Below are 24,079 nucleotides of genomic sequence, written 5' to 3' on the forward strand. Positions count from 1 at the left end.
CGGTGAAAGTGGGACGATGGGGGTCGAAGAAGCTGCATGAGAAGTGGCTTTCTTTTACGTTAAAGCAGAAGATTAAGACAATCGCAGCCATGGTTATTCTGATCGTGGCTCTTTCCATTATATTTAATATTGTAATACTGGATTTTGCGTTAAATGGATTCAACCAGATTCTGGAGGATAATTCCAGATGCCACGATTATCAGGCGGCCATGGAGGATGAAACCAGAGCATTTAAAAATTATGTCAAAGACCGCTCCCAGGAGAGCAGGGAACTATTTGATACAGCCTGCGCCCGGACAGAACACAGTGTTTCCCAGCTGCCCTTTGACTATGACAAAGTGGGAACGGAACGGTATTCCATAACCTGGTCAATCCGGAATGGCTATGAGAACTACAGTAAATGGCGGGATTTATTTCTTATGGGTAAAGATGAAAACGGTTTTTCCATAACCCAGTATATCAATGAATTATACCGGATCTACCGGATGCAGGATTATCTTTCAGACTACGGAAAACGTCTGGTTCAAAGTACCTTAAGAGAAGGAACCGATGCCTATTACGCCAGAGTTCCCATTCTGTACCGCTTTCCGGTTGTGATACTGGTTCTTGCTGTGTTCAGCATCAGCGGAACCTTTTATGTAAGCCGGATGATGAACCGGGACATGGTGGATCCTGTGGTGCGTCTGGCGTGTATATCCAGAAAGATAGCAGGGAATGATTTCAGCAATGAGGATGTGGTAATTGATAATCAGGATGAGATCGGAGAGCTGGTACGCGCCTTCAATAAGATGAAACATTCCACCAGCCAGTATATCACCACATTAAAAGAGAAAAATGAAATGGCAGATCTCCTTCATAAGGAGGAGATCGAGAAGATGGAGATAGAAAAAAGGCTTGATGCAACCAAGCTGGAGCTGCTGAAGAACCAGATTAATCCTCATTTTCTCTTTAACACCTTAAATATGATATCCTGTATGGCAAAGCTGGAAGACGCAGGCACAACCGAGCGCATGACAGAGTGTCTGGGCAATTTATTCCGGTATAACCTAAAGACACCGGAATCGGAGGTTCTGTTAAAGAAAGAGCTTCAGGTAGTGAGTGACTATATGTATTTACAGCAGATGCGGTTTGGCAGCAGGCTTCATTACGACATCCAGTGTCTGGTGGACAGCACCCGGATTATGATTCCCACCTTTACGCTTCAGCCGCTTGTAGAGAATGCGGTGGTACACGGCATTTCAAAGAAAGAAGAGGGAGGAAGCATACGGATCCGGATATGGGAGAAGAACCAGAAGATTATTATTTCCGTTGCAGACACTGGTGTGGGAATGAGTGAAGAGAGTTTAGCAGAACTGAGAGAGGCGCTGGCAGTTCATTCCACTGCCAGAGTAGGAATCGGAGCAGGTAATATTTACCAGAGAATCCATCGTATGTACGATGGAGGTGATTTTCAGATATACAGCAGACAGGGACATGGAACAGCAGTTCTGCTGACCATACCAGTCAGGCTGTGACAGAGGGAGCTTATATGTATCGGGTACTGATTGCAGATGATGAATTAATAGAAAGAAAGGTACTTTATAAAACACTGACAAAGGAACTGGGAGATCAGTGCAGAATCTGGCAGGCAGAAAATGGAAGAGAGGCGCTGGAACTGTTTGATGAACATGATATTCAGATTGCGGTGCTGGATATTGAAATGCCGGGAATTAACGGCATAGAGGCGGCACAGGAGATGCGGCGGCGTAAAAGTGAGTGCAGTATCATTTTTCTGACTGCTTTTGATGATTTCTCTTATGCGAAGAAAGCTATTGGAATCCGCGTTCTTGACTATTTATTAAAGCCCTGTAAGGAAGAGGAACTGATCAGTGTATTAGACGAAGCCATGCGCCTTGCTGATAAGGCGATGCAGGAAGGGAAAGAGGAGGAAGAGCTGAATATCCCGGAACCGGCTCTTTTTAAAACTTCTGCTGAACTGAATACAGGAGATGGACAGGTAAGACTTCATAAGGTAGCGGAGGCGATACGGCAGTACATGGAGGAAAACTATGTGAAGGACTTATCCATGCAGGATGTTGCAAGGGTGATGAATTATTCAGAGGCATATTTCTGCAAGCTGTTTAAACAGTGCTTTGATAAAAACTTCACAACCTACTTAACGGAATGCAGAGTGGAAGCTGCAAAAAACCTGCTGAAGGAACCTATGGTCAATGTTAAGGAGATCGGTGAAGCTGTAGGATATAATGATTCCAACTATTTTGCAAAGGTATTTAAGCGGGTCACAGGCATCAGTCCAACGGAATACCGGATGAGCATATTCAACAGAAAATAAGATCCTGTCTTGTTGAAAATATAAAAATTTTACCGTTTCCTTGCGAAAAACCGCTGGATATAATAAAATATGTTAAGATGGCGTTAAAAAGAGACAGAAAGCTATTATGACAGCGTTAAGGAGGACGGGGTTTTATGAGAAGGGAACTACAGGGGGTGTTTTTGTGTGTAGTCATGGCAGTAGTTCTTTCCGGCTGCAAAGGACCAGACCAGACCGGTGTGAAAGGAAGTCCGGCCGGGAATGAGGATACATCGGCAGTGGAAGCACCGGGAAAAGGAGTACGGGAAAACCCTGAATATGTATTTACCTATGCAGAAAATCAGGCAGAAGATTATCCTACAACACAGGGAGCATATAAATTTGCGGAATTAATCAGCCAGAAAACCAACGGAAGGATCATAATTAATATTCAGGCAGGCGGGGTATTGGGAGATGAAAAGTCTGTATGTGAGCAGCTGCAGTTTGGAGGAATTGATTTTATGCGGATTTCTTTATCTCCGCTGGCAGAGTTTGTTCCCAAGCTGAATGTTCTTCAGCTTCCATATCTTTACCGTGATGCGGACCATATGTGGCAGGTTCTTGACGTTCCCATCGGGAAAGACTTTATGAACTCGTTTGAAGGCTCTAATCTGGTGCCTTTATCCTGGTATGATGCCGGTGCCAGAAATTTTTACAACTCTGTCCATCCCATCAGAACACTGGATGATATGAAGGGGCTTAAGATCCGTGTCCAGGAATCGGAGATGATGATTGGGATGGTGGAAGCCCTGGGAGCAAGTCCTGCGCCCATGTCTTATGCAGAGGTTTATTCAGCGCTGCAGACCGGTGCTATTGACGGTGCGGAAAATAACTGGCCATCCTATGAATCAACCAGTCATTTTGAAGTGGCCAAGTATTATACACTTGACGAGCATAACCGTGTACCGGAGCTTCAGCTTTGTTCCCAGCCGACCTGGGACAAGTTATCGGAAGAAGATCAGAACATCATTAAAGAATGCGCATTGGAGTCGGCAGAGTACGAACGAAAGTTATGGTCTGAGCGGGAAAAGGAATCAGAAAAGAAGGTACGCCAGGCAGGATGCCAGATCATAGAATTGCCGCCGGGTGAGAAACAGAAGTTTCAGGATGCAGTTAAGCCTATGTATGAAAAATACTGCAGTGATTATATGGATATTGTAGATGCAATTATTGAAACAGGCAGATAGGAATGACCCAGTCAGGTATCATGTGGATATCCGGCTGGGTTTTCCATTTGGCAGTTACCGCTTTTTATCTTTCACCTTTGCTTTGGGAAGATAAGGGTAGAGATCCTGGTATGCTTCCAGTTCCTCTTCTGAAGCCGGTTCTGCCGGAATCAGTCCGGTTAAGTCGGTAGAGGAACAGGCCTGAATGTCAATATCATAATTGTTTTTTGCAGTAACCCGGTCTGACCGGCTGCCGGAATCATTATTTTTATCTGATTTCATATCAAGTCTCCTTTCTGTGTGGTTGACAGTCCCTTTTTAGTTTGAGAATATCTGCTGTAAATATTCATAGTTTCTTAAAGTCTCTTTCTGCGTTATCAAAATATGGATGAGCCATGATGCAATGAAAACTGATTTATCCATAAATAGATTTACAGGGGGAAGATTATGAAAATTGCCTTTTTTATTAACGAAAAGCTGCAAATGGAAGCGAAAAAAACGAAAGAATGGAAGAGTCTGAATCTGATCATGGAACGAATGGGATCTGATCTGATCGTATTGTATCCCAAAGGAGAAGATAATCCTTTATTACCATTTCACAAAAAACTGTCTGATCTGGGAAATTTGAAGTACGCCGCTATTTTTAATGGTAAACCTTTTGTTTTCAATATGGGGGAGATTTTATATCTGGAGTCCTATTATCGGAAAACAAGTGTAATGTTAAAAGACGGCAGTATGCGTATCAAAGCAAGATTAAATGAAGAGGAACAACGGCTTCCAAAAGAGTGTTTTATCCGGATCAGCCGCCATAACATCGTGAATATGCAGCATGTCAGGTCTGTGAAAGGCGATGAGATCGAAATGGTCAATGGAGATGTTCTGTATATCAGTCATAACAGGAGGAAGGAATTTGGAAAGGGTTACAGAGAATTTTTGAAATTAAATCATATACTGGTGTAGATAAAAGGAAAAAAGCGATGATAATGACGAAAAGTGCACACCCCATTGTCAGGGACAGGGTCAGATGCTATTGTTAATGTAACAGAAACGCAGCAAATTTTGTTTCTCACTCCCATATCGGCCATCTTTTCTCATTTCATCTTTCATTTTCTTTGGGCAGACAGCGGAAATTAAGCCGATTTCGCTGTCTGTCTCTCCTTTTATCTTATGCTGCCGGCATATCCTTAGAAAACTCCTCCAGTATACAAAAACGTCTGTAGATCCGGCGGAAAGTGACTGCTGAAAGAAAAAGAAATAAAATGCCGGCTGTAAAAACAATCCGGTTGACTATAAAAGCTCTGGGGCGGATTAAAAAGGGAGTTCCCATCCCTTTTATCTCTTCCTCGCTGTATCCTGCTTCTGATAAATATTTATGAAAATACGGTATTAGCTTCTTTTTCATGGGGATGATTTCCCCGTCAATAAAAATCTTAAGCTGAGGCTTCTGGCCCCCTTTTAAAAAGGCATAAGTTTCTTCTGTCAGCCTGTCAAAGGACTGATTCTGGGTTTGGTCAGTCTTAAGTCCCAGATAGCCGCTGCTGAATGGAATGATATAATAGTTGCCTGAATTCTTCTTTGGAATGATGATTCCGTCGCTGTTTTTTTCGTAAGTAGTATCCGTTGCAAAATAGTCCAGTGCATAGACGACGTTACCCTCAATATGACTCCCGGTTTTGATTTCTTTACCTTCAAGAAGATCCTCGAAGGTAACAGGAGGAAGAAATGACGTAATAAAACCAGAGAAAGAGAACAGTATAAGAATTATACCTGCCGCAAAAAGTATTAAAATACCGATGTTTATTGATTGCATTATTTTTTTCATATGTCAATAAACCCTTTCTCTTAAGTTTCATACAAAAATATGGTAACAAAAACAGAAATAAAAGTCAAGATATATAAATATATGAAACCAAAATATTGCAAAGATGAATTTGTGAAACGTTTAATATTTACATATTGACAATTAATTAAAAATCTGAGTTAATAAGTACAAAAGATCTCTGGAGGAAATAATGGCGACAATCAAAGAGCTGGCAAAATGCTGCGGCGTATCGGTGGCTACAGTTTCCAATATTTTAAATAATAAACCTGGTGCCAGTGAGAAGACCAGGAAGCTGGTTTTGGAAATGGCAGAGCAGTTAAACTATACGCCCAATATCGTGGCAAAAAATTTAAAGATGCAGAAGACCAGGAGCATCGGCGTAATCGCGGAAGATATGACCATATTCAGCATACCGGATATTATTGACGGAATTACGGACTATTGTCAGAAGCAGGAATACCAGATTCTGTTAACCAATTTAAGGCTGTTTAAAAAATATAATGATACTTACTACAATAAGGATGATTATTATGAACTGGTCAGACAGGAAATTAAAAAGCTTATGGAAAAGCAGGTGGAGGGGATTATCTACGTGGCAGCCCATGAGCGGGTCATCCGCTGCATACCGGATACGCTGCCCATACCGGCAGTGATGGCCTATGGGTATTCCAGAAGCAGGAAGATTCCCTCTGTAGTGGTGGATGATGTAAGCGGGGCGGCCCGGATTGTAAAGTATCTTCTGGATAACGGCCACAGGAGGGTGGGAGTCATAACCGGAAAACCGGACAGCCTTCATGCCCAGGCCAGGCTGGTGGGTTACCAGCAGGTTCTTTTTGAGAACAAAATTCTGTACGATCCCGGTCTTGTGACAGAGGGAGACTGGACAAGAGAGTCCGGATACCGCTGCGCAGGTGAACTCCTTGATAAGGGGGTTTCTGCCATATTCGCCATGAATGATCTGATGGCAGGCGGGGTTTACGACCGAGTGGAGGAGTTAAAACAGACCATAGGCTATGACATATCGGTAGCCGGATACGATGACAGAGAGCTGTCGGGATACTACCACCCGCCTCTGACAACAGTCAGTCTGCCGCTCCATGATATCGGGTATAAGGCGAGTGAATGGATTATAGAGCTTCTGAATGGAGGAGAGCTGGAGAATGATGGGGAGAATGTCTGTGCGGTGGACTGCATGCTTCTGATACGAAAATCAGTGAAAGATCTGACATAGAGCGGGAATGGTTATAAGAACGTTTATCCGTAGAATAACGGACAGACGTTCTTTTTTTTGTGGAAAAAGGGAAAGTTCGACAGGATGATACAGAAAATTATGTAAAATTACATGATTAAACGATTTAGAAACAGCATTAAATTATGCAAAAATACTTTACATTGCCGTTTTCATGTGTTAGTATGCAATTGTATATTAGAAATTCAATAAAAAACCAGTAGAGTAACAGAAAGAAATAAAAAAAATGCCGGATTTGGGAAAAAACATATAAAACGTTTAATAAGCCCGGCAGCACCCTCCTGGGGGGACGCTTTTTTAAAATCATACAGATGGCAAGATCTGTCTTGATAAGAAAGAATAAAAAAGGAGGATTCATTCATGAAAAGGAGAGTATTGGGGGCTCTTGCATGTGCGGCCATGGCGGTGATTCTGGCGGCAGGCTGCAGCAGCACCAAGAGCAGTTCAGGAGAAGCTGGCAGCAAGGGAGCCTCTGCCGGAAAGAAGTCGATGGAGGTGGCAGGCAATGATGTAACTACATTAAATGTATGGACATTTATTGAACTTCACCAGGACTTTTACGTGAACATGGCTGAAAAGTGGAATGAAGCGCACCCGGATAAAAAGGTGAAACTGGTATTAAGCAACATGCCCTATGATGATATGCACAATAAGCTTTCTCTTGCATTGGAATCTGGAGAAGGTGCACCGGATATTGTAGATATTGAGCTTGGAAAGTTTCCGGCCTTTATGGTTGGAAATATCGGACTGATGGAACTCAATGATGTGATCGAGCCTTACCGGAATAACATCGTACAGTCCCGTCTGGATATCTATTCCAAGGATGGAAAGGAATACGGTCTTCCCACCCACGTTGGAACTACAGTGGCATTTTACAATGAAAAGCTTTTAAAAGATGCAGGAATCAATTACCAGGATATTAAAACCTGGGATCACTTTAAGGAGGCGGGAGTGAAATATCACGAAGCCACCGGTAAGTATTTCTCCTGTGTGGAAACATCTGCTTCCTGGATGATTAACCTGATGCTTGCTCAAAAGGGCGGAGATTACGTCGATGAGAACGGGAATTTAAACCTAAACAGCAAGGAACTGACGGAAGTGCTGGAATACATAAAAGGAATGCAGGAAACAGGGGCATTTGCAACCGTTCCGGGCGGACAGCCGGATAACGAAGAAGCGTATCCTTCTTACAATACAGGTGAATATGCCGTGCAGATTATGCCGTTCTGGCAGACTTCCAGATTTGTAAACTATATGAAGGATTTAAAGAAGCAGGTTGCCATCTCGACTGTTCCTGTATGGGATGAGAATGATAAAGAGACAGCAACCATCGGCGGAGGCGGTACAGGAACCGCAATTGTAAAATCAGGTAAGAATGCGAAGCTGGCTGCAGAAGTCATGGCTTATATCAAGCTTTCCGAGGATTCCAACCGTGAAGTATGGAATGTGCTTGGATTTGATCCGGTTAATACCGCTGTGTGGACAGATAAAACCCTGACTCAGAACCAGGATAACCAGTTTATCCAGTATTTCACCAATTATCCCTTTGACACACTCTTAAAAACCAAGGACAGCATCGGACTTTTAAGAGCTTATACCGATGAGAAATATCCTTCCATTAACAATGAACTATGCAATGTAACACTAAACAGTATTTTTGAAGATGGAATGGATGTAAAAGAAGCACTTGATTCTTCCCAGGAAACCTTAAAAAATGAATTTAAAAAATAGCAGGGATGCCGCAGGGAGTGATACCCCTGCGGCTGCTGTATAAAATCATTACTGGAAGGAGGACAAAATGAAGAAATTCTTCTACTCGAAAAAAATAGCTCCTTATGTGTTCATCTGCCCTTTTGTAATTACCGTGCTGTTGTTCTGGATCGTTCCTGTCTGTAACGGGGTACTTTTAAGCTTCCAGGATGTGTTAAAAAATAAATGGGTGGGGTTTGATAATTATTCCAGACTTTTAACTGATAAAATATTCAGAAAAGCATTATGGAACAGCTTTAAATACATGGCCGGAACACTGATTTTACTCATTCCCTTTCCCATGCTTTTTGCAACCATGCTAAACAGCAGATGGATTAAGAAGACGGAGTTTTTTAAGTCTGTGTATTTTATACCTGCTCTCACTTCGGTCGTAGTTGCCGGAACCATCTTCCGGCTGATGTTTGGAGAATCTGCAACCTCTCTTTTTAATCAGGTACTTGGATTTTTGGGAGTGAGTCCGGTTAAATGGTTAAAAGGTGCAGGCACCAGTTTCTTCGCCCTTCTTCTTCTGGCATGCTGGAGATGGACCGGTGTGAATATTTTATATTTCCTGGCGGGTCTGCAGAGTATCCCCGGTGATTTATATGAGGCAGCTTCCATTGACGGGGCATCCGGCTGGCAGCAGTTTATTAAAATTTCCGTTCCTCTCGTAAAGCCGACCACAGTCTATGTGCTGACGATCAGCATCTATGCCGGTCTTTCCATGTTCTTAGAGAGCAATATGCTGTTTAAAGGAAATAATTCCCCCAATAACATCGGACTTACCATCGTAGGGTATTTATACAGACAGGGAGTGGAAAAACGGGCTCTGGGCTATGCATGTGCAGTGGGCCTGATTCTCCTTCTCGTAGTTATGGCGGTGAACTTAATTCAGCTAAAGGTCACAGGAACATTTGAAGAGGGGAGGGACTGATATGAACAGAAGCATGAAAAAATGTACAGTAACTGCATCCTTTTACTTGATATTTACCCTTCTTGCTGCAGGTATTTTTCTCCCCATATGGGTCCTTTTTATTGCCAGCTTTAAGCCCGGAGGTGACCTTCTCCAATATGGCCTGAATCTGGATTTAAACATTTCCAGAATGAATCTGGATAATTATATTCTTTTATTTTCCGGACAGCATGAATACTGGAGCTGGTTTTTCAACAGTATCATTCTGACTGTGATTACGGTATCCGGCACACTGCTTATCAGCTCTTTTGTTGGATATGGATTTGCTGCCTATGATTTTAAAGGAAAGAAATTCCTGTTTATCCTGGTGCTGCTCATTTTATCCATTCCACTGGAAGTGGTCATGCTGCCCTTGTATAAGCAGATTTCTTCATGGAAAATGATGGACAGCTATGGAGCCATTGTACTGCCGTTTCTCGCCCATGCATCAACCATTTTTTTCTTCCGTCAGTATCTGCTCAGCATTCCAAGGTCCTTAATGGAAGCAGGCAGAATTGACGGAGCTACGGAGTACGGCATATTTTACAGATTAATTGTTCCTCTTATGAAGCCGGCATTTTCTGCCATGGCAATATTAAACGGAATGAATGCGTGGAACAACTATTTGTGGCCTCTGCTGGTAATCCGGTCTTCAGAAAAATACACGCTGACTTTGGGACTGAATACACTGATTAATCCTTATGGGGATAATTACAGTCTTCTGATCGTAGGTTCCGTCTTTTCCGTTATTCCGATTTTTCTGCTTTTTGTGGCATTTCAAAAGTACTTTATAGAAGGAATGATGGCAGGGGCAGTAAAGGGCTGAAGGACGTTTTACAATATCATAAAAAATGGATCAGCATTCCTTAAGTGTTCTATTTCTTAGGGGTGCTGTTTTTTTTATAACATTCCTTTTTCGCGTTTTAACTTGAAGTACACAAGTTCAGACGTTATAATAGTAGTGATACGAATGGTAAAAGGATTAAAGTCCTGTTGCATACAGAAATGGAGGGAATTATGACTGCAAGTGAGCTGACAGGCAGACGTTTGAACCAATACATAGAAAATTACGTAGTGTTCGATTTGGAAACAACGGGAGTGGATACACAGGAAGACTCCATTATAGAGATATCTGCAGTTAAAGTGAAAAATCATGTGATTACGGATCAGTTTAACCAGTTGATTAATCCGGGAACTCATATTCCTGCAGGAGCAACAAGAATTAACGGAATCACCGATGAGATGGTAAAGGAGGCGCCGGGACTTTTAGAAGTGCTCCCGGATTTTCTTTCTTTTATAGAAGGGGAAGTACTGGTTGGCCATAATATTCAGTCGTTTGATCTTCTTTTTCTATACCGGGTGGCCGGGGAACTGCCTGGGATTTCTTTACCCAATGATTATATTGATACATTATACATGGCGAGGGAGCGCCTCCCGCAGCTGCACCGCCACCGGCTTACCGATATTGCTGCACATTTTAATCTTTCCACAGAAGGAGCACACCGGGCCCTTTACGACTGCATGATGAATCAGCAGTGTTATGAACAGATGGGGAAGCTTTCAGGGACAGAAGAGGTTTACATATGTCCCCAGTGCGGTGGCCTGCTAAAGAAAAGAAACGGCAGGTTTGGTGTGTTTTACGGCTGCACCAATTATCCCCGGTGCCGGTTTACGAAAAATGGGTGAAAGCCGCTGCCTGCGTGATGCAGATAAGACAGCCTGCATAGATTGTTATACAAGAGAAAAGGAGGGAACAGTATGGAAAATAAAAACTTATATAATAAGGTCATGCTGATCGCGCTTTGTTTAATTGTTATATTGCTTTGCGCTGGAATTTACAGTTACCTGCAGGGAAGTGATGGTGCTGAGATTCCCAGAGGGAAAGCTCAGGTTGTGAGAATTGAAGCGGTAGTACCTCCCGTTTTTCTTCTCTGACAGAAAGGAGATCCGTGGAATTTGTTATTGAGCGGGCATCTGGAAAAGATGCTGAAATGATGGCAGATATCATTGAAAAGGTCTGGGAAGACATAGAAAATAAGGAGTGGTTTGTAGCCGATGATAAAGATTATACAACACGTATCCTGAAAGAAGAGAATGGTCTGGGATATAAAGCTGTGGAAAAGGATTCCGGTGCGGTTGCAGGGATTTTTATTGTTTCTCTTCCTGGAACGAGAGAAGAGAATTTAGGCAGAGATATTGAACTTGCAGAGGAGGAATTGGGGAAAGTGGCGCATATGGAATCTGTGGCGATTCTTCCTTCTTACAGAGGCTGCGGACTTCAGTATGCCCTGATGCAGCAGGGGGAAGCGGATTTAAGAAAAATGGGATACAGATACCTTATGTGTACGGTTCATCCCGACAATTCATACAGCCGAAACAATGTAATCAGACAGGGGTATGAAGTTGTTCTGACAAAGGAGAAATACGGAGGCTATATTCGGGATATACTGTTAAAAAAGCTGTTTTAAGCATGTTTGGGCACAGCAGAGGAAAGGTGAGAAGGATGGACATAAAAGAGATGCTTAACCTGGTAAAAAGCGGTGAGATGGGGGTAGATGAGGCGCAGAAGATCTTAAAGGATCTTCCTTATGAAGATTTGGGATATGCCAAGCTGGATCATCACCGGGCTCTCCGCTCAGGGTTTGGAGAAACCGTTTTCTGTCAGGGAAAGCCGGATGAATATCTGGTGGAAATATACAGAAAATTTTTTGAGCGGGACGGGGAGGTTTTTGGAACCAGGGCTGTAAAAGAACAGTTTGAGCTGGTAAAGGCTGCTGTTCCGGAAGTTACCTATGATCCTATTTCAAGAATTCTTAAGGTGGAGCGGAAGAATAAAGAAAGGACTGGCTGCATTGCGGTCTGTACGGGAGGAACAGCAGATATCCCGGTTGCAGAAGAAGCAGCCCAGACGGCTGAATACTTCGGTTCTTGCGTGGACCGGATTTATGATGTGGGTGTGGCGGGGATACACCGTCTGTTATCCAACCGGGAGCGGATCGGACGTGCCAGCTGCATCGTGGCAGTAGCCGGGATGGAAGGTGCACTTGGAACGGTCATTGCAGGAATGGCTGACTGTCCGGTTATAGCGGTGCCCACATCCGTGGGTTATGGGGCCAGCTTTCACGGATTGTCAGCACTTTTAACGATGCTCAATTCCTGTGCAAATGGTATATCGGTAGTAAATATTGATAACGGGTATGGAGCTGGGTACATTGCGACACAAATTAATCGACTGGCGGTAAGATAAATGAAAAAAATACTGTATTTAGAATGTAATTCAGGAATCAGCGGTGATATGACCGTGGGAGCTCTCCTGGATCTGGGAGCCGATAAAGAGGTACTGGTAAAGGCGCTTCACAGCCTTAATTTGAGCGGATATCATCTTCATTTTGGACGAACAGCAAAATGCGGGCTGGATGCATATGATTTTGACGTTCATCTGGAGGCGGAAGCGGAACATGGACACAGTCATCCTGACATGGCCGGACATGCCCATAGTCATGAAACGGACCACAGCCATGAGCATAACCATGAACATTCTCATAGCCATGAAAACCATCATTCTCATGAGCACAGGAACATTGGTGATATTTATGAAATAATAGACCGCCTGGAAGCCGGTGAGAAGGTAAAGTCCATGGCAAGGCGGATGTTTGATATAGTAGCGGAGGCAGAGGCCAGGGCTCATGGAATTCCGTTCAATGAGGTCCATTTTCATGAGGTTGGAGCCATTGATTCGATTATTGATATTATCAGCACTGCTGTCTGCGTGGATAATCTGGGAGTGGATAAAATCATTCTTTCACCTCTTTCAGAAGGCTTCGGAAGTGTTCGCTGCCAGCATGGTATCATTCCCGTTCCGGTTCCGGCCACAGCCAATATCGCAGCGGCATACGGTTTAAAACTGCGTATGACGGACAATGAGGGAGAGATGGTTACTCCTACCGGCGCAGCAATTGCAGCAGCCTTAAAAACAGATGACAATCTGCCGTCATCCTGCCAGATTCTTAAGACTGGAATGGGTGCGGGAAAAAAGGATTTTAAACAGGCCAATATCCTTCGCGCCATGATTCTTGCTGAGGAGGAAGATACGGCAGGGGATGAGATGTGGGTTTTGGAATCCAACATTGATGACAGCAGCGGTGAGGCACTGGGGCTTGCGATGGAGTCTCTGCTTGACGCAGGAGCAGCCGATGTCTGGTATACACCCATCTTCATGAAAAAGAACAGGCCTTCCTATATGCTTTCAGTTATCTGCAAAAAGGATAAGATAGAATCTATGGAAGAGATTCTGTTTATTCAGACGACGACTATAGGGATAAGAAGATACCGCACTGAACGAACCGTTCTGCCTCGTGAAAAGAGAACGGTAATGACACAGTGGGGAGAAGCAGAGGTGAAAGTCTGTAAATATAAAGACAGGGAATTCTGCTATCCGGAATATGAAAGTGTGAAAGCGATCTGCCGAAAGAGCGGACTGGATTACCAGACTGTTTACCGGATTCTGCAAAAGGAGGGATAAGATTACATGGATAAAAACTTGTCAGGTCTCAAAGATAAACTTGAGCAGGCCATGGCGGAATATGCCAGAGAGGATATCTGCCTTGCATTTTCCGGCGGAGTCGATTCCAGCCTTTTGCTGAAGGCGGCGGCTGAAGCAGTAAAAAAGACGGGAAAAAAGGTTTATGCTGTTACATTTGACAGCAGACTGCATCCTTCCTGTGATCTGGATATCGCTTCGAATGTGGCAAAAGAGCTGGGGGGAATTCACAAAATTATTACTGTAGATGAGCTGGAGCAGGAGGAAATCCGTTTTAATCCTGTAGACAGGTGTTATTTGTGCAAGAAAAAGCTGTTTCAGAGTCTGAGGGAGTTTGCTGGTGAACGGGATATTCCCGTTATTATGGATGGAACCAATGAGGATGATATGCATGTATACCGCCCGGGGATCAGGGCATTAAAAGAACTGGGAATCATCAGTCTTCTGGCAGAGCTTCATATCACCAAAGCCCAGGTGAAGGCGCTGGCCGGGGAATATGGAATTTCAGTTGCGAAACGTCCATCTGCTCCCTGTATGGCGACCAGGCTGCCGTATAATACGGAAATTGATTACGATATTTTAGGGAAAATCGGTGAAGGGGAAGAATTTCTGCGCTCCCGTTTCCAGGGTAATGTACGGCTGCGGCTGCATAAAGATATTGTACGGATTGAAGTGGATCAGGATTCGTTTGAGCGTGTTTTAAAGGAAAGGGACATTGTGATATCTTACTTAAAAAAACTGGGGTTTGCATACATAACTCTGGATTTGGAAGGGTTCCGGTCTGGAAGCATGGACTTAGGGATTGGAGAAAGCGGGATTGAATAAGGAATGCGCGGCTGACTGGCCGCGCATTCCTTATTCATTAATAGGATGCTTCCATATCTTTGATTTTTTCATAAAGCATATCATTTACGGGAACGGAAAGACCATGTTTAGCGGCAAGTCTGCGTACTGTGCCTGAAAACATCTCCACCTCCGATGGTCTGTGGGCGATGCCGTCCTGGCGCATAGAGGGAACGCCCTCAGGGGACAGGGTTCTTAAGAGTTCTATGTAAGATTCCAAGTCGCTTTCTGTAAGGGCGATTCCTTCTTTTTGTGCAATCGAAATTACTTCTCTCATGGCTCCGGTTAAAGTATCGTAAAGGGTGCCAGGGGCAAGAACCTGGGCATAATTGGCTTCATATGCCATACAGGTCTGATTGACTCCTACATTTAACATAAATTTTCCCCATAGCCGTTTTACAATATCGCTCTCTGTGCGATAGTTGATTTTTGCAGAATCAAAATACCTGGTTAAGGCACTCAGACGATTTTCCTGACCATTTATTCTGGTTCCAAGACACAATTCTCCTGACCGGGTATAGGTTAAATCAGTTCCAAACTTCATGGCATCCATTCCCTGTGCAATACAATAAAGCACTTTTTCGTCACCAAAGCATTTACCTGCTATGGATTCACTGTCAATCCCATTCATAACTGAAATTATGGTGGTATCAGGACCGACTGCAGAAGCCATTGTTTCCAGTGCGGAAGGAAGTGCGTTGTATTTGACCGCTATAATGATTAAATCAGCAGGTTCTGCATCAGCAGGAGATTTTATCGGAAAAGACCAGGGGGTTCCATTTATTGTAAAAGTCATTTTCCCATAGCGTTCGATTCGTTTCTGGTCAGCAAGAAAACATACGGAATCAGGTCGAAATGCAGAACTGATCTGGCTTGCGTATAACATACCCAGTGCGCCCATTCCTATGACGGCAGTCTTTTTTATATCTTTGTTCATGTTGTCCCTCCCCAGGATTAATTTACTATAATATATGTTATCACAACTCTGCTGTTTTCTGAAGCGTTAACTTGGATTATCAATGAAGCTTCATATTACATACTTAATGGATGAATCCGTTCCATAAGATTTTCGGTACAGGCTAATTTTCCATCTACAGTTATAACAACAGCCCCTATATCCTTCATTTTGTTAACTCTATGGATAATCAAAGCAGCATCCAGTCCAAACAATTTCGTCGTATAAATATCACAGTCCAGAGATCGATCAGCGACAACAGTCAGAGAAGCAATATTGCTCTCCATAGGATAGCCGGTTTTGCTGTTAAAAATATGATGATATTTACTGCCTTCCTTTTCGAGGACTCTTTCGTAAATTCCTGATGTTACAACGGACTGGTTCCTTATTTTAATCAGTGCTGCCGCATTTCCCCGCGGTAAGAACGGATTCTGAATTCCCACATTCCAGTCACTGCCATCGGAGGGGGAGTCTCCGTAAACCAGAACATTCCCGCCCATATCTACCATAGCAGAGACAGCTCCGTGGCTTTTAAACAATTCCATGACTTTATCCGCGAAATAACCTTTGGCAATGGCTCCCAGGTCGATTTCCATTCCTTTTTTTTGCAGATAGACGGTTTTGTTATCATCGTCCAGCTGTATATTTTCAGGATTTAAAAGTTCCAGCACTTTTTCTATGGATTCTTTATCCGGTACATGCGCCCCGGTAAAACCGATTCTCCATAACTTTATCAATGGTCCGATTGCAATGTTTAAAAAAGAATCTTCATTCAGACTATGCTTTTTTCCTGTTTTTATCAGTTCATACAGCTCCTCATCTACCCTTTGGGGAGCGATAGCAGCCATTTTTTTAATCATTGCAAGCTGGGAGTGATCACTGTTGGCACTAAAGATTTCATTATAACGGATCAGCATTTCTTCCGCCTTTTTTGCCAGCATTATAGTTTCTTCTCCCTTAATATAGAGGGATATTTTTGTTCCCATAAGATATATAATCTTTGTATACTCTGTCATTTCATTCTCCCGGATCGGAATTGTTCTGCCCATGAATCAAAAAGGCATTTATCAGATCATGATCAATGTTGGATAGTTTTCTTTCATTGTGGTATGCTATGAAGTAGTCTAAGCTCAGTTCGTCAATGGGTATCTGATAGATATTGTATTCTGACGGACTTTCCTTCACATAGACACTTTCGGGAATAAAGGTGATTCCTAAATTACCTGTGGCAAGCTTCAGAATCGTATTGATCTCTGTGCTCTCCATAATAATGCGGGGTTCTACCTTATAAAGGTTTAGTAACTGATCGATCTGTTTTCTGATGGCGGAACCTTTCGAGGTGAGAACCAGCTTCTGGCATAAGATTTTACTCATGTCGATGCTGCCTTCCGCGATGACGGCGGTATCTTCCTGATATAACTCACTGCAGCGGGGGATCACAGCCCGGTATCTGTGTCTGCCCCAGCTGACAGAGTTTAAGTTGGGTGAAATATTTCTTGAATTTTGCCCAATCCAGAAATCCAGTTCATTGTTTTTGGTCAGCTTCTCATTTTTTTCAGGCAGACTTTCTAATAACTCAATTCTGCAGTCTGGATGCAGAGTTAGAAAATCAGGCAGAAAAAGAGGTAAAAGATAGGTCCCAAGGCTGGGAAGAACCCCTATTTTAATAACTGTTTTGTCAATATCTGATACATCGGATATTTCCCTCAGCAGCTTTGCATAATTATTTTCTAATGAGGTCAGATATTGATAATAGATCTTTCCCTGTTCGGTTAACCGGTATGGCAGCTTGTTCCGGGTGATCAGTTCGCAGTTTAATTCATTCTCCACTCTTTTAATCACCTGCGTCAGATATGGTTGAGAAATATAAAGGGATTTAGCAGCCTTGCCATAGTTACTGTATTTTAAAATGGCATCAATATAATACAGAATATCCTGAGAAGAGATTTTCGACATTTTATTCCTTTCTTTGAGAAATAATTTGCTTTTTTTCTATTATGTTTGATTATAACAAATTTGTTATCAAACTTCAATAAATAACTATTAGATAATATAGGTACGTTGTGTTAAAATTATATCAAACACATTATTACAACTGTGAGAACTTAATGGATAGGAAGGAGATTACTATGAAATATTTAGCAATCGTAGGCACGAATTCAGATGTGTCAACTAATCGCATGCTGCTTCAATTTATGCAAAAACATTTTTCCAGTGAGGCGGAGATTGAATTATATGAAATTAAAGATTTACCAGTCTTTATGGAACCAGAGGATTCTCAAGTCCCTGAAAAGGTTGAGGAATTATCCAATAAAATTTTAAATGCAGACGGCGTTATTATAGCAACTCCGGAGTATGATCATGCCATACCTGCAGTTTTAAAAAGTGCTCTTGAATGGATTAGTTATACAAGTCAGGCACTTACGGATAAGCCGGTTTTAATCGTAGGGGCATCCCATGGTACACTTGGTTCCTCCCGTGCACAGGCGCATCTCAGACAGATCCTTGATTCCCCTGAGCTCGCAGCCAGAATCATGCCAAGCAGTGAGTTCCTGTTAGGAAAATCACAGGGCGCATTTGACGGTGGGGGAAATCTCATCTATCCGGACAAGGTGTCTGAACTTGATGAAATTTTCAGAGAATTTGTTCTGTTTACGGATATCACAACGAAACTTTTGGCAGAAAAGGTTCAGAATAAAAGCGCAAAAAAATTTACTTGGCAAGAGTAGGAGGATTCATATCAATGAAATTTATAGCAATTGTTGGAACGAATGCAAAGAAATCATATAATCGTAAACTCCTTCAGTTTATGAAAAAACATTTTGAGTCAAAGGCAGAAATTGAAGTACTTGATATTACAGATGTTCCCATGTTTAACCAATCCGATAATCAGTCCTATGGTGAAGTAATCCAGATGTTCAATGAGAAGATTACAGCCAGTGACGGTGTTATTATCGCAACTCCTGAATACAATCATTCTATTCCATCCAGCCTTAAAAGCCTGATTGAATGGCTGAGCTTTGATCTCCATCCCCTTGCAGGCAAGCCAGTGATGATCGTTGGTGCATCTTTAGGAACACAGGGATCCTCCCGTGCCCAGCTGCATCTCCGCCAGATTCTGGATGCACCGGGAGTGGATGCAAATGTCATGCCAGGATATGAGTTTTTACTGGGAAATGCAAGTAAGGCATTTGATGATGAAGGGAACCTCAGTAATGAGGGAACCATTGACTTTCTGGACATCTGCTTCCTGCGCTTTATGCGTTTTGCTAACATTGCAAATCAGCTCAATGAGGAAGAGGAGTTCTCCTTTACACCAGGTGAATATGAAGTAAATGCTATCGGACACAGCGGAAAACTTCCAATGAAGGTATCCTTTAGTGAAAAGCGGATCGAAAGCATTAATATAGACACCAGGGGTGAAACGGAAGGAATCGCCGATGTTGTATTTGTAAGAATACCAGATAAAATTCTGGAAGGACAGACCCTGAATGTAGATGCGCTCTCCGGTGCATCTGAAACCAGCAATGCTGTCATTGATGGTGTTGCCAAAGCAGTGAAACTTGCCGGAGTCAACCCGGACATTCTTAAGAGACGTCCCAAACCTGCCAGCAGCCGGAACAGACAAGACGAAGAGTATACTTGTGATGTGGTAGTTGTTGGCGGAGGAGGTGCCGGACTCAGTGCGGCTGCTACTGCATTGCAGAATGGCTCCAGTGTAATTGTACTTGAAAAATATCCGGCAGTAGGTGGAAATACCATACGTTCCGGTGGTCCGGTCAATGCGGCAGATCCTGAATGGCAGAGAGAGTTTGATGAAAATCCGGGAGAAAGACATACCATTGAGTCATTGCTGGAAACCGATGAGAGCCAGATTCATCCGGAATATTTAGAAGATTTCCATGCGCTCAAAGAAGAATTTTCCAAATATCAGGAAAAATTCGGTACTGGAAAAGGTCATTTATTTGATTCTCCTCTTCTTCACAGAATGCAGACCTATTTTGGCGGAAAACGTACCGACTTAAACGGCAACACCATTTACGGACAGTATGACCTGGTAAAGATCCTCACTGACAGAGCTTTAGAAAGTGTAAAATGGCTGGAAGAGATCGGCGTTGAATATGACAAGAGCGTTGTATTTGCTCCGGTTGGTGCACTTTGGCGCCGTGGTCATAAGCCGGTTAAGAGCTATGGTACCGCATTTATCCTTGCCCTCACAAAATATGTGGAGGAGCACTCAGGAAAGATTATCACGGACAGTCCTGTAAAAGAATTTATTATGGAAAATGGTGAGATCGCAGGAGTCATGGCAACTGGTGTCAATGGCCAGAAAATTACCGTTCGTGCCAAAGCAGTTGTACTTGCTAGCGGTGGTTTTGGTGCCAATACAAAGATGTTAAAGGAATATAATACCTATTGGAGTGCCATTGATGACAATATAAGAACCACCAATTCCTTCGCTATGACAGGGGATGGAATCCAGCTTGGTAAATCAGTAGGAGCAGCACTGACAGGAATGGGATTTACTCAGATGATGCCTGTTGCCGATCCGGATACAGGTGAGCTGTTTAGCGGAATTCAGGTACCACCGGAAAACTTTGTAATCGTTAATAAAAGCGGCAGACGTTTTGTAAATGAATTTTCAGGCCGTGATGTGTTAACAAAAGCAGCCATCGATCAGGGCGGTTTATTTTATCTGATTGCAGATGATGAGATTAAGAAAACAGCTGCCAATACAAGCCAGGAGAAATTAGACCGTCAGGTAGAAGCAGGTACCTTATTCAGAGCAGATACCATCGAAGAACTGGCAGTAAAAGTCGGTATGGATCCTGAAGTTCTTAAGGAAACCATTGTAAAATATAATTCTTATGTAGATGCGGGTTTTGATCCTGAGTTCCATAAGGATACATTCAGCCTGAAGGTGGAGAAAGCTCCATTCTATGCAACTCCAAGAAAGCCAGCTGTTCATCACACCATGGGCGGTCTTAAGATCGACACCAATACCCATGTATTAGATGAAAATGGACAGCCAATTAAACATCTATATGCTGCCGGAGAAGTTGCCGGAGGTATTCATGCAGGAAACCGTCTTGGTGGCAACGCATTAACGGATATCTTTACCTTCGGACGGATTGCCGGTAAAACTGCTGTTGATGAAATGAAATAGTTGCAGAGATTAAAATAAATATGTCAGTACTGAAAGAGCACGATGACACGCATAAGTAAGTTGCGGTTATCGGCTCTTTTTTTGATAACAACTGTTTCATTAAGATGCAAAATTTCAGCCTCAGGACCGGCTTGATTTTGGGTATGGTTGGAAAATAAAAAGTATAGTATAATTTACTTCATATATCAGATCTAATACATGGTTACATGCCAAGGAGGAAAAAACGTTGCTTGCTTTCATAATGACGCTTGAAAATGAAAGAGATCGGGATAAAGTAACCGAGATTTATGAACTTTACAGCGGAACAATGCTTTACATAGCCAATACGATCTTAAATGAAGTGCATCTTGCAGAAGATGCGGTATCAGAATCATTTATAAAAATAATTGATAATCTTGAAAAAATTAATATAGTAGACTGTTACCAAACGAGGGGGTTCGTCGTTATTATAGTGAGGAACGTTGCGATTGACATGCTCCGAAAACAAAAGAAGAAGCAAATAGTACCTTTGGAAGAAGATGATTATGGTTTAAGTTATGAAGAACCGGCTTTTGATAATTTTTCAGTTAAGGAAGCCTGTGATAAAATAAAATGCTGTATAGGCAATCTTAAAAAAAGTTATTCGGATATTTTATATCTGAAAGTAGAATTTGATTGTTCATTTGAAGAAATAGGTAAAATACTGGGTATCAGTACGGAGAATGCTAAAATGCGCCTTAGCAGGGCACGTAAAGCTCTGAAGAAGGAATTGAAAAAGGAGGGAGTTTACAGTGAGCAGTGAAGACCGGAATAAAGAATTGTTTGATTCGCTGTTGAAAGCAGCCATATCTGATGCACTGAGAGATGAAATGGATACATTGCCCTCTAATAAAGAATTAAATGAGAAATTTCCAACCTCCAAGGAGTTGGACAAACGAATAAAAAAGTTGATTTTTGAACAGAAGATCAAGTTTAAAATAAGGTACTTCGTAAAAAGTAACCGTAAAATAGCAGCATGCTTTGTGGTAATCATTGTACTGTCGTCTGCCACACTGCTCAGTGTTGAGGCAACGAGAAATGTAATACTCAATACCTTTGTTAATCAGTTTGGAAAATATACACAAATCCAGTTTCATGATTCTACAGACGGCGGGCAGCAAATGGATATCTTCAGACCAGCATATTTGCCGGAAGGTTATAAAAAGATATCAGAGGAGCTTTATGGAAATTCTGCTTTGCTGGTATATTCCAATGAATCAGATACTGAGATTGTATTAAAGCAGAGAAAGGCGGAAGAAGGAACGGCATTGATTGACAATGAAAATACAAATTATACGGAAGTCGATATTTCTGGTAATACAGCATATCTGTTTAAAGCAGTGAAGGGTGATAATTTCAATGTACTTCTCTGGAAATCACATGATGTTGTTTTTGAATTGACATCAAATATAAACAGCGATGAATTAATCCGCATGGGTAAAAGTCTGGAAAAATAATTTAATTATTTTTCGGAAAAGTGTTACCATTTTTTTACTATGACGTTTATATAGTAGAGGTTATTATTTTATAAAAAAAAGGAGGATAAATATGTTTGTAAAAATGAAAAAATGTACCTTTATTATGTGTCTCGTCATATCCTGTTTCCTGATGGGAGGGGATGCGTTTGCCTCAACCGATTATTCCAATGTGCCGGTTAATACTTTAGATCTTCCGGCAGCCCGGTGGTCCAGCACTTCATCTATTGATATCAACCTTTCATTTGATGGAAGCAAGGCTATTTGCGGCGCTTGTGTGCAAGGTTGGTCTGACGTAAAGAATATAACTGGCACTGCGGTACTGTCCAGAAAAAATTCAAACGGTACCTATACCACTGTAAAAACGTGGAACAACTTAAATGTGGCAGGTAACAGGCTGATCTTTGATGGCAGATATTACGTGGCAAGAGGTTATACGTATCGGCTGACTATTACTGCTACGGTATATCGTAATGGAGTTGGTGAGACAGTATCCGGTTATTTTGAAAATTATGCAAAATAAAAAGTATTGATGGGGCGTTGTTAAATGAGTGAAATCTTTATGATTTCATATCAGGAGCAATGCTCCTTTTCCTTTTAACAAAAAAATCAGCCGGCCTGTCTTTTCAGATAGTTCGACTGATTTTTTGATGTACTTTAAAAATATTTATATTTTGTTAATGGTGAGTTTATGAAATGTTTATTGAGAAAAGTGTTATCAATTTAATTCTATTTCGTTTATATAGTATAGGGGAATAAAAAGCAATTAATTTAGAAATAATTCAATCGAAAGGAGTTGTTGTGGATCTATTATTGATAAAGTCGACTATATTTTAATACAACCTAAGGAGAAGACATGGAGAGAAAATTGACAATAGAACTTATGAAACAGTATGAAGATTATTTATTTGAAGAAGAAAAGGCAAAATTAACAATAGAAAAATATAAAAGGGATATCATGAAATTCTATAATTTTTTATCAGGGGATAAAGTGATTGAGAAAAGAAAGGTAATTGAATTTAAGGAATACTTAAAAAATAATTATCAGGTATCAAGTGCGAATTCTATGATAGTTGCTCTAAACCGTTTTTTGGAATATGCCGGTTGGTTTGAGTGTAAAGTTCGTCAGTTTAAAATTCAGAGAACATTATTTTGTAAAAAAGAAACATATCTGACGAAAAAAGAATATGAAAATCTGATCATGGCAGCAAAAGAGGCAGGGGATATTCAGCTGAGCCTTTTAATGCAGACCATATGCAGCACTGGAATAAGAGTCAGTGAACTGCAGTTTATTACTGTGCAGTCACTGAAAACAGGGTATGCACAGATCAATAATAAAGGAAAAGTAAGGGTTATATTTATACCGAAGCAGCTTATTAAGGTTTTAAGATCTTACTGTGTTTCACAAAAAATAGAAGCAGGTCCAATATTCCTTTCAAAGACAAATTCTCCGATTAATCGGACAATTATCTGGAAAAAGATGAAAGGTCTCTGCCATAAGGCGAATGTTGACGAGAAAAAAGTATTTCCTCATAATTTACGTCATCTGTTTGCGTTTATTTTTTATAGCCTGGAAAAGAATTTATTACGCCTGGCTGAGGTCCTTGGCCATTCCAGCATTGAAACCACCCGGATTTATACGGCAACTACAGGGGATGAACATCAAAAGCTCATATCAAAGCTGGGTTTGGTGTATGATTACAGTAAATTTAAGAAACATAATGTAAATTATGTTTGCAATAGCTAGGAATACCGCAAATAAATTCTTACTACATATTTAATATAATACATAT

General features: G+C 41.7%; 25 protein-coding genes. 20 read left to right on the plus strand and 5 right to left on the minus strand.

The window, feature by feature from the left end:
• The first annotated feature begins 2 nt into the window (after positions 1 to 2).
• The 3 genes from DS742_RS04510 to DS742_RS04520 all read left to right on the plus strand — a co-directional run bounded on the left by DS742_RS04510 (position 3) and on the right by DS742_RS04520 (position 3,537).
• A complete protein-coding gene (locus DS742_RS04510; RefSeq protein WP_242996390.1) occupies positions 3 to 1,514 on the plus strand; it encodes a sensor histidine kinase in 1,512 nt (503 codons plus the stop codon).
• Between the two features lie 14 nt (positions 1,515 to 1,528).
• Positions 1,529 to 2,332 (plus strand): response regulator transcription factor, encoded by an 804-nt coding sequence (locus tag DS742_RS04515; protein WP_117415814.1) that lies wholly within the window; start codon positions 1,529 to 1,531, stop codon positions 2,330 to 2,332.
• Positions 2,333 to 2,466: 134 nt separating this feature from the next.
• Positions 2,467 to 3,537, plus strand: a complete 1,071-nt coding sequence (locus tag DS742_RS04520) for a TRAP transporter substrate-binding protein (RefSeq protein WP_242996391.1) — start codon at positions 2,467 to 2,469, stop codon at positions 3,535 to 3,537.
• A 54-nt stretch (positions 3,538 to 3,591) separates the two neighbouring features.
• Here the strand turns inward: DS742_RS04520 and DS742_RS04525 are convergent, their stop codons facing one another.
• Positions 3,592 to 3,798 (minus strand): hypothetical protein, encoded by a 207-nt coding sequence (locus tag DS742_RS04525; protein ID WP_117415815.1) that lies wholly within the window; start codon positions 3,796 to 3,798, stop codon positions 3,592 to 3,594.
• 165 nt (positions 3,799 to 3,963) lie between these two features.
• Between DS742_RS04525 and DS742_RS04530 the strand changes: the two genes are divergently transcribed.
• Entirely contained in the window at positions 3,964 to 4,476 is a 513-nt protein-coding gene (locus DS742_RS04530; protein ID WP_117415816.1) for a LytTR family DNA-binding domain-containing protein, read from the plus strand.
• A 205-nt stretch (positions 4,477 to 4,681) separates the two neighbouring features.
• Here DS742_RS04530 and DS742_RS04535 read toward each other — a convergent pair whose 3' ends face one another.
• Complete coding sequence (locus tag DS742_RS04535; RefSeq protein WP_117415817.1) at positions 4,682 to 5,338, minus strand: DUF6709 family protein; 657 nt, start codon at positions 5,336 to 5,338, stop codon at positions 4,682 to 4,684.
• A 190-nt stretch (positions 5,339 to 5,528) separates the two neighbouring features.
• Here DS742_RS04535 and DS742_RS04540 point away from each other — a divergent pair, with 190 nt between their 5' ends.
• The 10 genes from DS742_RS04540 (at position 5,529) to larE (ending at position 14,653) form a co-directional block, all read left to right on the plus strand.
• Positions 5,529 to 6,569, plus strand: coding sequence for a LacI family DNA-binding transcriptional regulator (locus DS742_RS04540; RefSeq protein ID WP_117415818.1), 1,041 nt, complete (start codon positions 5,529 to 5,531; stop codon positions 6,567 to 6,569).
• A gap of 378 nt (positions 6,570 to 6,947) precedes the next feature.
• Positions 6,948 to 8,318, plus strand: coding sequence for an ABC transporter substrate-binding protein (locus tag DS742_RS04545; protein WP_117415819.1), 1,371 nt, complete (start codon positions 6,948 to 6,950; stop codon positions 8,316 to 8,318).
• A 67-nt stretch (positions 8,319 to 8,385) separates the two neighbouring features.
• Positions 8,386 to 9,270: a carbohydrate ABC transporter permease gene (locus DS742_RS04550; RefSeq protein ID WP_117415820.1), complete on the plus strand. Its 885-nt coding sequence runs from the start codon at positions 8,386 to 8,388 to the stop codon at positions 9,268 to 9,270.
• A 13-nt stretch (positions 9,271 to 9,283) separates the two neighbouring features.
• On the plus strand, positions 9,284 to 10,114 hold the full coding sequence (locus DS742_RS04555) for a carbohydrate ABC transporter permease (RefSeq protein WP_117415850.1): 831 nt from the start codon (positions 9,284 to 9,286) through the stop codon (positions 10,112 to 10,114).
• A gap of 191 nt (positions 10,115 to 10,305) precedes the next feature.
• Complete coding sequence (locus DS742_RS04560; protein WP_117415821.1) at positions 10,306 to 10,974, plus strand: exonuclease domain-containing protein; 669 nt, start codon at positions 10,306 to 10,308, stop codon at positions 10,972 to 10,974.
• Positions 10,975 to 11,046: 72 nt separating this feature from the next.
• Positions 11,047 to 11,223, plus strand: a complete 177-nt coding sequence (locus tag DS742_RS28710) for a hypothetical protein (protein WP_170313358.1) — start codon at positions 11,047 to 11,049, stop codon at positions 11,221 to 11,223.
• A 14-nt stretch (positions 11,224 to 11,237) separates the two neighbouring features.
• On the plus strand, positions 11,238 to 11,756 hold the full coding sequence (locus DS742_RS04565; protein WP_117415822.1) for a GNAT family N-acetyltransferase: 519 nt from the start codon (positions 11,238 to 11,240) through the stop codon (positions 11,754 to 11,756).
• Positions 11,757 to 11,791: 35 nt separating this feature from the next.
• On the plus strand, positions 11,792 to 12,535 hold the full coding sequence (gene larB, locus DS742_RS04570) for a nickel pincer cofactor biosynthesis protein LarB (RefSeq protein ID WP_117415823.1): 744 nt from the start codon (positions 11,792 to 11,794) through the stop codon (positions 12,533 to 12,535).
• Entirely contained in the window at positions 12,536 to 13,810 is a 1,275-nt protein-coding gene (larC, locus tag DS742_RS04575) for a nickel pincer cofactor biosynthesis protein LarC (RefSeq protein WP_117415824.1), read from the plus strand.
• A gap of 6 nt (positions 13,811 to 13,816) precedes the next feature.
• The gene (larE, locus tag DS742_RS04580) at positions 13,817 to 14,653 is read left to right on the plus strand and encodes an ATP-dependent sacrificial sulfur transferase LarE (RefSeq protein WP_117415825.1); all 837 of its coding nucleotides are present in this window, start codon (positions 13,817 to 13,819) and stop codon (positions 14,651 to 14,653) included.
• 37 nt (positions 14,654 to 14,690) lie between these two features.
• Here larE and DS742_RS04585 read toward each other — a convergent pair whose 3' ends face one another.
• The 3 genes from DS742_RS04585 to DS742_RS04595 all read right to left on the minus strand — a co-directional run bounded on the left by DS742_RS04585 (position 14,691) and on the right by DS742_RS04595 (position 17,582).
• Complete coding sequence (locus tag DS742_RS04585) at positions 14,691 to 15,608, minus strand: ketopantoate reductase family protein (protein ID WP_117415826.1); 918 nt, start codon at positions 15,606 to 15,608, stop codon at positions 14,691 to 14,693.
• A gap of 95 nt (positions 15,609 to 15,703) precedes the next feature.
• The gene (locus tag DS742_RS04590; protein ID WP_117415827.1) at positions 15,704 to 16,642 is read right to left on the minus strand and encodes an FAD:protein FMN transferase; all 939 of its coding nucleotides are present in this window, start codon (positions 16,640 to 16,642) and stop codon (positions 15,704 to 15,706) included.
• 1 nt (position 16,643) lies between these two features.
• Positions 16,644 to 17,582 (minus strand): LysR substrate-binding domain-containing protein, encoded by a 939-nt coding sequence (locus tag DS742_RS04595; RefSeq protein WP_117415828.1) that lies wholly within the window; start codon positions 17,580 to 17,582, stop codon positions 16,644 to 16,646.
• 173 nt (positions 17,583 to 17,755) lie between these two features.
• Here DS742_RS04595 and DS742_RS04600 point away from each other — a divergent pair, with 173 nt between their 5' ends.
• The 6 genes from DS742_RS04600 to DS742_RS04625 all read left to right on the plus strand — a co-directional run bounded on the left by DS742_RS04600 (position 17,756) and on the right by DS742_RS04625 (position 24,033).
• On the plus strand, positions 17,756 to 18,355 hold the full coding sequence (locus tag DS742_RS04600) for an NADPH-dependent FMN reductase (RefSeq protein ID WP_117415829.1): 600 nt from the start codon (positions 17,756 to 17,758) through the stop codon (positions 18,353 to 18,355).
• A 14-nt stretch (positions 18,356 to 18,369) separates the two neighbouring features.
• Positions 18,370 to 20,793 carry a flavocytochrome c gene (locus DS742_RS04605; protein WP_117415830.1) on the plus strand — a complete coding sequence of 808 codons (2,424 nt, stop codon included), beginning with the start codon at positions 18,370 to 18,372 and terminating at the stop codon, positions 20,791 to 20,793.
• A gap of 226 nt (positions 20,794 to 21,019) precedes the next feature.
• Positions 21,020 to 21,574, plus strand: a complete 555-nt coding sequence (locus DS742_RS04610; protein WP_117415831.1) for an RNA polymerase sigma factor — start codon at positions 21,020 to 21,022, stop codon at positions 21,572 to 21,574.
• Positions 21,564 to 22,268, plus strand: coding sequence for a DUF4367 domain-containing protein (locus DS742_RS04615; RefSeq protein WP_117415832.1), 705 nt, complete (start codon positions 21,564 to 21,566; stop codon positions 22,266 to 22,268). Before DS742_RS04610 ends, DS742_RS04615 begins: the two co-directional genes overlap by 11 nt.
• 91 nt (positions 22,269 to 22,359) lie before the next feature.
• On the plus strand, positions 22,360 to 22,809 hold the full coding sequence (locus DS742_RS04620; RefSeq protein ID WP_117415833.1) for a hypothetical protein: 450 nt from the start codon (positions 22,360 to 22,362) through the stop codon (positions 22,807 to 22,809).
• A 333-nt stretch (positions 22,810 to 23,142) separates the two neighbouring features.
• The gene (locus tag DS742_RS04625; protein ID WP_117415834.1) at positions 23,143 to 24,033 is read left to right on the plus strand and encodes a tyrosine-type recombinase/integrase; all 891 of its coding nucleotides are present in this window, start codon (positions 23,143 to 23,145) and stop codon (positions 24,031 to 24,033) included.
• Positions 24,034 to 24,079: the final 46 nt, after the last annotated feature.

This window comes from Lacrimispora amygdalina, assembly GCF_003432035.1.
Taxonomy (GTDB): Bacteria; Bacillota; Clostridia; order Lachnospirales; family Lachnospiraceae; genus Lacrimispora; species Lacrimispora amygdalina.

Coding starts and splice junctions, on each gene's coding strand:
- DS742_RS04515 (WP_117415814.1), top strand. CDS start 1,529: ATGTATCGGGTACTGATTGCAGATGATGAATTAATAGAAAGAAAGGTA.
- DS742_RS04520 (WP_242996391.1), top strand. CDS start 2,467: ATGAGAAGGGAACTACAGGGGGTGTTTTTGTGTGTAGTCATGGCAGTA.
- DS742_RS04525 (WP_117415815.1), bottom strand. CDS start 3,798: ATGAAATCAGATAAAAATAATGATTCCGGCAGCCGGTCAGACCGGGTT.
- DS742_RS04530 (WP_117415816.1), top strand. CDS start 3,964: ATGAAAATTGCCTTTTTTATTAACGAAAAGCTGCAAATGGAAGCGAAA.
- DS742_RS04535 (WP_117415817.1), bottom strand. CDS start 5,338: ATGAAAAAAATAATGCAATCAATAAACATCGGTATTTTAATACTTTTT.
- DS742_RS04540 (WP_117415818.1), top strand. CDS start 5,529: ATGGCGACAATCAAAGAGCTGGCAAAATGCTGCGGCGTATCGGTGGCT.
- DS742_RS04545 (WP_117415819.1), top strand. CDS start 6,948: ATGAAAAGGAGAGTATTGGGGGCTCTTGCATGTGCGGCCATGGCGGTG.
- DS742_RS04550 (WP_117415820.1), top strand. CDS start 8,386: ATGAAGAAATTCTTCTACTCGAAAAAAATAGCTCCTTATGTGTTCATC.
- DS742_RS04555 (WP_117415850.1), top strand. CDS start 9,284: ATGAAAAAATGTACAGTAACTGCATCCTTTTACTTGATATTTACCCTT.
- DS742_RS04560 (WP_117415821.1), top strand. CDS start 10,306: ATGACTGCAAGTGAGCTGACAGGCAGACGTTTGAACCAATACATAGAA.
- DS742_RS28710 (WP_170313358.1), top strand. CDS start 11,047: ATGGAAAATAAAAACTTATATAATAAGGTCATGCTGATCGCGCTTTGT.
- larB (WP_117415823.1), top strand. CDS start 11,792: ATGGACATAAAAGAGATGCTTAACCTGGTAAAAAGCGGTGAGATGGGG.
- larC (WP_117415824.1), top strand. CDS start 12,536: ATGAAAAAAATACTGTATTTAGAATGTAATTCAGGAATCAGCGGTGAT.
- larE (WP_117415825.1), top strand. CDS start 13,817: ATGGATAAAAACTTGTCAGGTCTCAAAGATAAACTTGAGCAGGCCATG.
- DS742_RS04585 (WP_117415826.1), bottom strand. CDS start 15,608: ATGAACAAAGATATAAAAAAGACTGCCGTCATAGGAATGGGCGCACTG.
- DS742_RS04590 (WP_117415827.1), bottom strand. CDS start 16,642: ATGACAGAGTATACAAAGATTATATATCTTATGGGAACAAAAATATCC.
- DS742_RS04595 (WP_117415828.1), bottom strand. CDS start 17,582: ATGTCGAAAATCTCTTCTCAGGATATTCTGTATTATATTGATGCCATT.
- DS742_RS04600 (WP_117415829.1), top strand. CDS start 17,756: ATGAAATATTTAGCAATCGTAGGCACGAATTCAGATGTGTCAACTAAT.
- DS742_RS04605 (WP_117415830.1), top strand. CDS start 18,370: ATGAAATTTATAGCAATTGTTGGAACGAATGCAAAGAAATCATATAAT.
- DS742_RS04620 (WP_117415833.1), top strand. CDS start 22,360: ATGTTTGTAAAAATGAAAAAATGTACCTTTATTATGTGTCTCGTCATA.
- DS742_RS04625 (WP_117415834.1), top strand. CDS start 23,143: ATGGAGAGAAAATTGACAATAGAACTTATGAAACAGTATGAAGATTAT.